The 11285-nt window shown below is 43.7% G+C and carries 9 protein-coding genes; 7 read left to right on the top strand and 2 right to left on the bottom strand.

The genetic code is table 11. From position 1 onward, the window contains the following. Nucleotides 1-605, bottom strand: a 605-nt coding sequence (locus T489_RS0105090; RefSeq protein ID WP_031578968.1) for an AAA family ATPase, incomplete at its 3' end; no start/stop codon positions are given. Between the two features lie 575 nt (nucleotides 606-1180). Here T489_RS0105090 and T489_RS0105085 point away from each other — a divergent pair. The 7 genes from T489_RS0105085 to T489_RS0105055 all read left to right on the top strand — a co-directional run bounded on the left by T489_RS0105085 (nucleotide 1181) and on the right by T489_RS0105055 (nucleotide 10406). Next, nucleotides 1181-2941, top strand: coding sequence for an ABC transporter substrate-binding protein (locus T489_RS0105085; protein ID WP_198020422.1), 1761 nt, complete (start codon nucleotides 1181-1183; stop codon nucleotides 2939-2941). Continuing rightward, entirely contained in the window at nucleotides 2938-3879 is a 942-nt protein-coding gene (locus T489_RS0105080) for an ABC transporter permease (RefSeq protein ID WP_031578966.1), read from the top strand. Before T489_RS0105085 ends, T489_RS0105080 begins: the two co-directional genes overlap by 4 nt. A gap of 16 nt (nucleotides 3880-3895) precedes the next feature. Beyond that, complete coding sequence (locus T489_RS0105075; RefSeq protein ID WP_051621799.1) at nucleotides 3896-4795, top strand: ABC transporter permease subunit; 900 nt, start codon at nucleotides 3896-3898, stop codon at nucleotides 4793-4795. Further along, nucleotides 4785-5786 (top strand): oligopeptide/dipeptide ABC transporter ATP-binding protein, encoded by a 1002-nt coding sequence (locus tag T489_RS0105070; protein WP_084155411.1) that lies wholly within the window; start codon nucleotides 4785-4787, stop codon nucleotides 5784-5786. The genes T489_RS0105075 and T489_RS0105070 overlap by 11 nt, the downstream gene beginning before the upstream one ends. Beyond that, nucleotides 5773-6579, top strand: coding sequence for an ATP-binding cassette domain-containing protein (locus T489_RS0105065; RefSeq protein WP_031578963.1), 807 nt, complete (start codon nucleotides 5773-5775; stop codon nucleotides 6577-6579). The genes T489_RS0105070 and T489_RS0105065 overlap by 14 nt, the downstream gene beginning before the upstream one ends. 52 nt (nucleotides 6580-6631) lie before the next feature. Further along, a complete protein-coding gene (locus tag T489_RS0105060; RefSeq protein ID WP_031578961.1) occupies nucleotides 6632-8407 on the top strand; it encodes a bifunctional metallophosphatase/5'-nucleotidase in 1776 nt (591 codons plus the stop codon). Between the two features lie 190 nt (nucleotides 8408-8597). Beyond that, entirely contained in the window at nucleotides 8598-10406 is a 1809-nt protein-coding gene (locus T489_RS0105055) for an IS1634 family transposase (protein WP_031578960.1), read from the top strand. Between the two features lie 189 nt (nucleotides 10407-10595). On the opposite strand, the gene adk is transcribed toward T489_RS0105055, so the two are convergent. Then, on the bottom strand, nucleotides 10596-11240 hold the full coding sequence (gene adk, locus T489_RS0105050; protein WP_031578959.1) for an adenylate kinase: 645 nt from the start codon (nucleotides 11238-11240) through the stop codon (nucleotides 10596-10598). Nucleotides 11241-11285: the final 45 nt, after the last annotated feature.

The raw sequence follows: 11285 nt of genomic DNA, 5'->3' as shown, positions 1-11285 counted from the left end.
AACAGTTCAACGTCTTGTGAAAGGATCTGATTAGCAAAATTGTCATATTCATCAATCATTACATAAAGTCGGCCTTTACTTCCGCTGCCTTGGCCGTTTTTTACGTAAAAATCGTTTGCATACCTCGAATAGGCTGATGCAAATTTATTAAACAATGTAACAGAGTCAGATGTATCCAGATTATTGTAGCTGAATACAAAGTCAGGATAGCGAATCATGAAGTTGTCTATGCCGTTTGCCACGGCAGAGAAAAAGCTGTTCATCATGGCTGTAGTGCTTTGAGTGTTAACTTTGGAAAAGTCAAAATTGATAACATGGTAGGAGTTATGGCTGGGGAGATTTTCAGTGTAGATGGCCTTTCCGGAAAAGATTTCCTCATATCTGTCTTTGTATGAAATGTCATAGAAGCATTTCAGCATCTGGATAAAGGTGCTTTTACCAAAGCGTCTCGGACGAAGGAGAACCGGGTAGCGCGGCGTGTTTTTACTTTCCAATTCTTTAATTACGGCACTTTTATCCGCAAAAGCAAATCCGAGTTCACGGAATGATTCATAAGCAACCTCACCATAAGGAGTGCTTAACAGTTCAACTTTATATTCACTCATAACGCCGCCATCTTCTCCATTAATCCTCAAGCCGTACTTTTACTTCTGTAGGATAGCAGATAATATTTACATTGTTCTAATTAATTACTCTTTTTGCACAAAGAGACAAAATATGCTTAAACCGCTACTATCAAATATTAAAGACATTTGCCCCAAATATCAACATCGACGGCTGTTTTATGGAATGTTTATGGATTTGAACAGCCGCATAACAGTGAAGCCGGCATTGTTTAAAAGTCCGGACGGGAGCCGGCAGAATGTAAGACAAAACTGAAATTCTGACTCGGTTGTACATTTGCCGTCATAAAGCTGTCGCCACGGATTCAATGGTTAATACAGGAAGTTAAACTTGGCTTGAAAGCTTGATTTTTGGCATAAAACATCCAAAAATCCCCGATTATTTCGCGGAATTTTGATAAAATACGGCTGTTAGGGGTGTGCTTTTTTGGAAAGCACTCGCTGTTAGTTTCACCATGGGACACTGTTTTTTCATGAAGTCTTTTATTATCCTGCCATTAATGATAATGCTGGGCATTATTCTGCTGACAGGGCCTCAGGCCTCTGCGGATGCCGGTATGACACAGGACAGTCTGATATACTGCTCAGAAAAAAACATTTCTCATATGAACCCTCAGCGGCATCCGATTTCCTCAATGGCCTCCTCCATTTCCTTTGCCGTGTATGACCGTCTGCTGAGCATTGATCCGCAGACAAAATCCACTAGAAGTTCCATCGGCACCCTGGAAAAAATTTATCAGAACGACACCGTATACGTTTTTAATATTGCAAAGGATATTTCGTTCCAGTCAAACCAGTTCTTCACTCCAACCAGAAAACTCAACGCTGAAGATGTTGCGTTCAGTTTTGACCGAATGATTAACAAGGGTAATCCTTTCTACAGACCTATTGAAGATTTTCCGTACATATCTCATATGGATATCGTGAACAATCTGATAAGCGTAAAAGCCGTCGGTCCGTACAAGGTTGAATTCAAAGTCAAACAGCCAACAAACCTTCTTCAGCCGTTCCTTGCCACCGACAATTCAGTAATTCTCAGCAAGGAATATGCCGATACCATAATTAAAAAGAACCTTCCCATAGATACCATCGATCACTATGCAATCGGATCCGGCCCGTATCAGCTGAACACTTTTGTCAGGGGCAGATATGCCAAACTGAAAAAATTTTATGATTATCACGGTCCGAAACCGCAGGTTCAGAATCTGATTCTGACCAATTCTTACAGAGCAAACAAGCTTCTGTACAAACTTTTTACCGGCGAATGCCACATCATCAGTAACCCTACAGCCAGCCAGATGAGTTTTCTGCAGAAGGTTCCAGAGGATTTCAACATCCTTCAGAAAAACACCATTAACGGCACCTTTATAATCTATAACACGAAGAAACCTTATCTGAGCACGGGAGCCCTCAGAAGAACACTGTCATCAATGTTCAGTCTGGAAGAACTGAACAGTACCGTTTTCTTTGATCAGGGGCATTACATTGTCGAACTGTTCGATGAAAAACCTGCCGATTTTCTGAAAATTCAGAGTAACTCCCCTTCGCCTGCTACCGGCTCTTCCTCCATAGATGATGTGGAAAAGGAACTGCTCGGAGAGAACGTAAGCAAACCGCTGGTACACGAAAGATCCGACAAGTTCGTCAATCAGTTTAATGAAGATATTCCTGAATACGCCATTCCTAAAAAAGAGATTCCAGAACCGGGATACGAACTGTTTGCTCACGTACTGACAAGAGATGAATATCTTGAAGCCTATGAAACACTTAAGCAGCAGGAAATTGAAATCACCATATTCCAGTCTAACGTGATTTCCAATACCGCCCACTCCAAGATTGCCCAGTTTCTCAAATCAAATTTTGAAAAAAAGGGAATCAAAGCCAGAATTAAGACATACAGAACAAATCAGGGGCAGAACAGACTTAAAAAGGGACTGTTTGACATCGCCATCGTAAACGTATACTCAGATTCAGAAAGTCTTATCTATCAGATGATTTCCTGCAGAAAAAACAACCGCAGACGCTCATCACTGAATTCAAACATCAGCTATACCGGAAATTACACCGGCTGGTGCAATGATACTCTGGAAAACATGTACGAGGATCTTTCTTACCTTGATAAGAACGATCCCGACGCCATACGTCTGCAGAAGTACATTATGAACATACTGGTAAACGAAATGCCGGTATATCCGCTCATATACAACATTAATCTGTTCGTGGCCATGGAATACATTAAAGGACTCGAACCAACCCCTTACGGCGGTGTATCCTTTGTCAACGCCTATATTGAAAAAAACAGGGGGACAGATAAATGATTGAGTTCATTTTCAAAAAGATGCAGCTTTTTCTGATCACCATGTTTATTCTGACTCTGATCCTTTTCTGGGCTCATATCAGACTCGGCGACCTGGAAATCAACAGAATAGTTCCCGACTACATTCATTATGCGACAGACCTCATCACCTTAAAATTCGGAAACAGCAGTGAAAGCGGCATGCCTATTATCGAAGAAATGAAGCTGTTCTTCCCCCCTACCGTTGAACTCCTGCTGCTGTCGCTGGTAATATCGTTCGGCTTCGGTATCTTTCTGGGAATAGTAGGTGGTCTGAACCATCACAGTTTTACAGATAAATGCATCTACGGATACTGTCTGCTGAGCAGTTCGGTTCCCGTATACTGGAGTGCACAGATTTTTATTCTGCTATTCTGCATTTACATAAAAATATTTCCGACAAGCGGTAATATATCACTGCTCTACGACGTTCCCAGATACAGCGGATTCATGACCATCGATGTAATCATCTACGGAAACTACGACGTATTTATGGACATGCTCAAGCATCTGGCCCTGCCACTGACGGCACTGAGTATAGTGCCTTGTGCAACATTCGCCAGAATCACCCGCAGAGCTACAATAAATCTTACTCAGAAATACTTTATAAAAGCGGCATACTGCCGCGGTGAAAGCAAGTTTGACATCGGTGTTCATCATGTACTGAGAAACATTCTTCCGGACATTATCCAGAAACTGAATATTATTATCTGCAATCTGTACTCCAGCTGCATCCTTGTGGAAGTTATATTTGAATGGCCGGGTACCGGACTGTGGATTACCCAGAGTATTTCAAACTCTGACGGCAGAATCATTGAGGCAACTACCTTTGTGCTGGGAACCAGCTTCCTGATACTGAACATAACCCTGGATATTCTCAGTACCCTGGTAATCAACCGAACCCGTTTAACACACAGCTGATAACACAGGAACCGCCATGTTTGATTTAAACAGAGAAGCAAAAGAGCTCCAGTCTGACAAGGACATAGCCTGGCAGATATACAAAAAGAGCACTACGGATGTAATCGGTCTCTACACACTGGTTCTCTGTATCTGTGTTATTTTCATTCTGCCTCTGTGCGTCAACTTTGACCCGCTGACTCAGAATGTGGCCGAAAGACTGCTGCCTCCGTCATGGAGTGACAGAGGTAACCTGCATCACTTTCTGGGTACGGATGAATTCGGTCGAGACTTCCTTTCCCGACTGATGATCGGCGCTCAGAACACCACCAAATACGCCTTTCTGGCATGCACTGTTTCCATGATTGTGGGAACCTGCTTCGGACTTTCAAGTGCCATGTCCCGGCGCAGAGCGCAGAAAAGCGTGCTTCATCATATATTCGATATTCTGTTTTCCATACCGTCCATCCTGATAGCCCTTATTACCATCGGCATACTTGGCCCCAGTCTTCCCCACGCGGCCCTGGCAATAGGCATATCCCTGCTGCCGAGATTTATTCATGAATCATATCATGCTTCCCAGACGGAGTTGGAAAAGGAATACGTGCGTACGGAAATCGCCGAAGGTTCTTCCAGAATGCATCTTTCCTTAACAACCATTCTGCCGAACATAATGAGTACCATTATCTCCAACATGTCTCAGGGGCTTTCCATCGCCATCATGGACATAGCCGCGGTCGGTTACCTCGGTTTCGGAGCCCAGCCGCCTACTCCGGAACTCGGAAACATGATGGCATCAGGCATAGACATCATCTACATAAGCACTTCCAAAGCAATTATTCCGGGAGTGGCAATGATTGTACTCATTTCATCCATTCAGCTGGTGGGTCACGGTATCTGCCGCGTTCTGAACACGGGGGTGTCTGATGCTGCTTGATATCCGAAATCTTACCATTCTGCTTAGAAATGAAACGTCATATGTTCAGGTATGCAAAAACTTTGACCTGATGATAAATGACGGGGAAATCTGCAGTCTTGTAGGCAGTTCAGGCTCCGGCAAGAGTCTGATTATCAAGGCCATCATGGGAATGTACGGTCATGACATGAAGGTTACCGTGGACTACTTTAAATTCAGGGACATGGATCTTACAAACCTCAGCGTCAGCGAACGCCGTAAGATACTCAGCAGAGAGGTGGGCATCATCTTTCAGGAGGCGAGAGCCAGCCTGGATCCGGAACTGCCTATCGGTGTGCAGATGAGAGCATCTCTGAACAACAGCTGTTTTGACGATAAATGGTACCGCTGGCCGTTCTGGAGATTCAGAGCGGTTAACAATATTCTGCACAAGGTAGGCATCAAAAACACCAAACCGGTATTAAGATCCCTGCCGTATCAGCTTTCCGAGGTTCTCTGTCAGAAGATAATCATAGCCATGGCTCTGTCCAGAAAACCGAAACTGCTGATTGCCGACTCACCCATCAGCGGTATGACCAGTACGTCACAGGTACAGATTCTCAAACTGTTCCACAGCTATATTGAAAACAATAACGGCACTCTGCTGTATATAACCAATGACCTGGGACCGGCCTCCAATCTGATGGATAACATAAAAATGCTCTACTGCGGCCAGATTGTTGAAAGCGGTCCGAAAGAACAGGTTATCAACTCCCCTCATCACCCGTTCACCCAGTCAATGATTAATGCCATTCCTGAATTCAACCGTCAGGTAAAAGTAAAAATGAAACTGGACGTATTGAGAGGTGACCCGCCGGAGTTTACCCAGACACCTATCGGATGTCCGCTGGGACCGAGATGTCCTCACGCGGATCGCGAATGCAACACCATGCCGCCTGTAGTCAAGACCAAGAACGGTTTCTTCAGATGTTATTATCCTTTGAATATGGAGAAGGAAAATGAGTCAAAATAAGCATATTCCTTTACTTCAGGTAAGCAATCTGGGAGCCACTATTCGCAACCGCAAGTATCTGTTTTTTCACAAAAAGATTGATATACTGAAGAATATCAGCTTCACACTGGAACAGAATCAGACTCTGGTACTGACTGGTGATGCAGGCTCCGGAAAATCAACACTGCTGAAAATTCTGAATAATCCGTACATATCGCATACGGGAGAAATTCTCGTTCACGGAAAACCGTTAAGGGATTACGAACGAAGAGACAGAATAAGCTTTATCCAACTGCTGTCATCCGACTATGAAAATGCGGTAAATCCGCATAAACGAGTCAATTTCATTCTTGAACAGCCGCTCAAACTCAATACCGATTACTCGGCGGTTCAGAGGGATTACCGTGTAGACCAGATGCTTGAATATGTCGGCCTGTCCTCCACCATAAAATACAATTATCCCAGCTTTCTGACATCAAATCAGCTGCTGAGACTCGCTTTTGCCAGAGCGCTTATCATGGAACCGGAAATTCTGCTGGTTGACTCAAATATTGAAAAGCTGGATGCACAGCTGCGTTCACACTGTCTGAACCTTCTGATGGACTGTCAGCAGGAAAAGAAAACAGCTCTCATCATCTGTCTCAATGACATCGGTCTGATCAAGCACATTGCCGACAATATTCTGGTACTGAGTCACGGCAACCAGGAAGACTACGGCAATGCAAAGTTTATTATCAGCAAGCCTGAAAAGGAAATCACCAAAAGACTGATTCAGGACTACAACAACGAATACAGAATAAGACCGGAAAGATAAGCCGCTGAACCGGTAGTCTGTCAACTGCCATTAAAGGAGACAAAACCCTTATATGAAAAATTTCTCACGATATGCAATGCTGAGCCTGCTGATTATGACGGCACTCTCCGGATGCAGCAGTCACAGCGATAAAAAGCCCCCCCTTTCGGATGAAAATTTTGAGCTGGAAATTCTCCATGTCAACGACCTGCATTCCTACACCGATCCCGTAAGCATAGGTATCAATACTCCGAAAGGAATGATTAAGGTTGACGTCGGCGGTGCCGAAGCCCTGAAATCCGTTGTTGAAGAAAGGAAACGGCAGAATCCGGATCTTATTGTGATTTCGGCAGGAGATCAGATTACGGGCAACGCACTGAACTATGATACGTTTCACGGAGAAAGTGACGCCGTACTTCATGGTCTTTTACACACGGACTACTACATGCTGGGAAATCATGAATTTGACCACGGAGGGGACGGCATTGAAACCTTCATGAATTTCATGAAACATTACAGTCCCCAGAGCCTGATGATAAATTCGGATATGACCGCAGCACCGGACAGCAAAGTGACTGACAGAGGTTTATCCTCTCATATCCGAAAAGTATCAGGAAAAAACGTAGCCTTCTATGCCGTAACCAACGAAAGCAAAATTGTAAGAAGTTCATCCCCCGAAGAAGGAATGAGCTTTAAAAAGACGGTTCCGACCATCAACGAACTAACCTCTGAAAATGCTGACAGAGCGGATATCCATATTCTGATTACCCATCAGGGGATTACTTCAGATAAGACCAATGCATCCCTGCTTAATGATGTAGATATCATTATCGGAGGAGATTCTCATACCCTGTGCGGTAATTTTTCAGACAAGGGAATTTCGGTGGACTGTCCTTATCCGATAACGGCAACCAATGCCTCCGGGCATAAAATCTGTATTGTGCAGGCGTACGAATACGGCAAGGTCATCGGGGATCTAAAGGTTACCTTTGACGGACACGGCAATGTACTGCAGTGCGGAGGTACTCCGGTTATGCCTCTGTGGACCGATACCGCGGAACCTCATAAAAACAGTACACTGTCAAAAAAAGAGGCTGTTGAGGAAGCCGGCCGTCTGCCGAATCTGCCGGACTCTCCCTACATAAGAGCCTCTAAGAATAATGAAGCGACAGCCGCCCTTAAATCATACAGGGATGTTCTTGAAACCAGAAAGAAGGTTATCGGCAGATCACCGAGAGACTTCTGCAATACCAGATACCCTTATGCCTACTGCAACATAAAAGGCAAAAGCAATCCGTACGGTTCTGAAACCTGTCAGACTCTCGGTAAAGTCATTCTTGAAAACACCGGTGCCGACATTTATCTGGTAAATTCAGGCATGTACAGAACCGACATCAGCAAAGGAGATTTTACTGAGGAGGATCTGCTGAACGTTACACCGTTCGGAAATGACGTTGTGGAAATTACAATGAGCGGAAAGGACATCTACGAAGTTCTCAACGATACCATGAAATTCGTCAATGAAGACCTTCAGTCCAGATCAGGCGGAGTACCGTGCGGGTACGGCTTCAGTTACAGTCTTAGGGGAAAAGGCAATACCCCTGTCTCCGACATCAGTATTCTGACACGCGAAGGCAGAGAGGAATCCCTGGACATGAACAGAAACTACAGAGTACTGATAACCACCTACATCCTGAAGGGAAAGGACGGCTATAGTCTGTTAAAAGGGAAAAAGCCTCTGAAAAACATCGGCAGTGATGCAGATATCATCCGCAGTTATCTCAGGGATCACGCACTTCCTGATATTCCTGAAAACATCAGAACCATCAGATCCTTCTCTGCAGAATAACCCCAAATTTTGCGGGTATAGATAAGTACGCAATGTAAAAAATTCAAAGAAACACCATTTTTCGTGGTGTTTCTTTGTTTTATATGTTATACAAGATATGTTGTATTAATATCTATCTAGGCGAATTATGTTAGTTACTAAACCGGAATTACCTTCTCTTCTCTGTATGAAATCAGGAAAATGCTTCTCCATGTATTCTTACAAAAATGCATGGGATGAAGTCAAAAAACGCTCTTATCGTGAAAAGGGTTCAACCAAGGCTGTCGGTACCATCTTAGGCGGTGAAAAAACCGGAAAAATTCAATGGAAGGATGACTTTGTTGCGCTTCATCCTGAGCTTGAAGATTTCACTGCGCAAAGAATGGAGGACGGTTCCATTGTGTTCTCTCCGATTGATACCGATAAACAGATTACGGTTAAAGATGCTCTTTCTGCCAAAAAATATGCTGCAGGCGCCACCTGGGTATTCGATCAGATGATTGCAGGAACTCCTTTGGCAGAGGCTCTTAACAGAGTTTTCTGGGCTCGTAACGTCAATAAAAAAATTCTTTCTCTGGCCTACTTTTTAAACATAAACGAAAATAATGCCATGAGCAGATATGAAGGTTTTGCCGAAAAACACAGACTGCCATGGCAGAAGCAGTTGACTCCTTCAGCCATCACCAGAATATTCCAAAACATAACATCCGATAAAATAGACAGGTTCATTGCTCTTCTGAACGAACTGACAATGAAAAGGGATGAAAAGCTTAAATCCTGTAAATACTGGGCGCTGGATTCAACTTCCATCTCCACCCACTCAGTTAAACTGGCAAAATCCGCATACGGACACGACAAAGACGGGGACATGCTTCCTCAGATAAATGTTCTCATGGTGGTTAACCAGCTCACGGGTGAACCTGTGTATTACAGAACATATTCCGGAAACATTCCCGATATCTGCACCGTAAAACACCTGCTTCAGGAACAGGCCCGGATTAAACTTGACGGCAATGCTGTATTTGTTGCCGACAAGGGATATTCAAGCATTAAAAACATTAATCGTTTTTGCCAGAACAAAGTCTCCTTTCTCATGAATTTAAAAACTTCATTCACCACGTGCAGGAATCTCTTTAAGGATATACAGGCAGATCTGCTTGATCCTGCCGCGTACGATGATGAAATAGACTGTCACGCCATGACCGTTGAAACGGTATGGAGTTATCCCGTTAACTACAGGACAAACTGCACCGTACGTCCGCCCAGAGAAAGAGACAGGGTTTATCTGCATTTCTACTACAATGACGAAATTTTCAATTCAGAAAAGAAAAACATTACCGCCAAGATTTCAAAGGTCATAAAACTGCTTAAGGAAAACAGGGAATTTCCCCAAAACCTTAAGTTAATCAGAGAGGTTTTTGTCACTGAAAAACACGAAGTCCGCATCACTGACGATAATAATAAAGAAACAGTGACAACTTATGCCACAAACCGTCAGGCTTTGAATGACTACCTGCTTATGAAAGGCATTCGCGTTCTTATCAGCAATGAGGTACGGGATCCGATAGAAGCCCATAAGGCCTATTTCGACAGGAATGAAGTGGAATACGCATTCAACCTCTATAAACAGCGTTTGGGCTGTAACAGATTCAGGGTAAGTTCCAACGAATCTCTTGAAGGAAAAGCCTTTGTTCAGTTCATTGCAACATCAATAGCCATCATGTTCCGCAGACGTGTTAACAATGCCACCAAAAAAATGCAGAATCTAAAGCTTAAATACGACAGCGATTCTGCAGTAATCGATAAGCTGAATACGATAGAAATGACTCAGTTCAGCTTCGGCAATTATTACACGGAAATTGTTGGCGGACTTAGAGACCTGTTACACGCAATGGATATCCCGGAGCCGAGTGAAGAACTTGCGCAACAGGAATGTCAGGAGGATTTAAACGCATCTCTTGCGGATGAACTGGAAGAGGAATTCTCTGAATTGGAAATCTCCGACTACGAAAAACTCTAGAAATGTAAAATCCCTCTCTCGAGAGATTTTTATGAATCTAGTTTTTATACCAGATCAGTTAAAACTCGCAAAATTTGGGAATAACACTCCGTTTAAAAGGATACGGGCTTTCCGCCTGTATCCTTCCATATGAAAAGACCTGAAAACATCAGCTTTCAGGTCTTTTCCGTTCAGTTATGACAGTCTGAATTAAGCTAAGAGCTTATCAAGTTCAGCGCTAACTTCACTAACCTTCTTGGTACCGTCAACCTTGATGAACTTGCATTCATTCTTGGCAGCCTTGGCTGAGTAGAAGGCAACCAGAGGTTCAGTCTGAGAATGATATACATTCAGACGGCTGCGTACGGTAGCTTCTTCATCGTCCTTGCGGATAACCAGATCTTCACCGGTAACGTCATCCTTGCCTTCAACCTTAGGAGGATTGAATACAACGTGGTAGGTACGGCCTGAAGCGAGGTGTACTCTGCGGCCGCTCATACGCTTAACGATTTCATCGTCAGGTACGGCGATTTCAACAACTGCATCGATGCTGATATTGTTTGAATCAAGAGCTTCAGCCTGTGGAATGGTACGAGGGAAACCGTCAAGAAGGAAGCCCTTTGCACAGTCAGCCTGAGCAACACGATCCTTAACAAGACCGATGATGATATCGTCAGATACCAGCTGGCCCTTATCCATAACTTCCTTGGCCTTAAGACCTAACGGAGTACCGGCCTTAATGGCTGAACGAAGCATATCACCGGTAGAAATCTGAGGAATACCAAACTTCTGCATTAAGAACTGAGCCTGAGTACCCTTACCGGCACCTGGAGCACCTAAAAGAATAATACGCATGAGTAATACCTTTAATTATCTGTAAAAAAATATGCGGAAAAATCC

Source organism: Ruminobacter sp. RM87 (genome assembly GCF_000701925.1).
GTDB lineage: Bacteria > Pseudomonadota > Gammaproteobacteria > Enterobacterales > Succinivibrionaceae > Ruminobacter > Ruminobacter amylophilus.
This window is presented reverse-complemented; position numbering and strand designations above follow the sequence as displayed.

Bases quoted from the DNA above. Each gene is read 5' to 3' on its own strand.
- T489_RS0105085 (WP_198020422.1), top strand. From the start codon at position 1,181: ATGACACAGGACAGTCTGATATACTGCTCAGAAAAAAACATTTCTCAT.
- T489_RS0105080 (WP_031578966.1), top strand. From the start codon at position 2,938: ATGATTGAGTTCATTTTCAAAAAGATGCAGCTTTTTCTGATCACCATG.
- T489_RS0105075 (WP_051621799.1), top strand. From the start codon at position 3,896: ATGTTTGATTTAAACAGAGAAGCAAAAGAGCTCCAGTCTGACAAGGAC.
- T489_RS0105070 (WP_084155411.1), top strand. From the start codon at position 4,785: ATGCTGCTTGATATCCGAAATCTTACCATTCTGCTTAGAAATGAAACG.
- T489_RS0105065 (WP_031578963.1), top strand. From the start codon at position 5,773: ATGAGTCAAAATAAGCATATTCCTTTACTTCAGGTAAGCAATCTGGGA.
- T489_RS0105060 (WP_031578961.1), top strand. From the start codon at position 6,632: ATGAAAAATTTCTCACGATATGCAATGCTGAGCCTGCTGATTATGACG.
- T489_RS0105055 (WP_031578960.1), top strand. From the start codon at position 8,598: ATGTATTCTTACAAAAATGCATGGGATGAAGTCAAAAAACGCTCTTAT.
- adk (WP_031578959.1), bottom strand. From the start codon at position 11,240: ATGCGTATTATTCTTTTAGGTGCTCCAGGTGCCGGTAAGGGTACTCAG.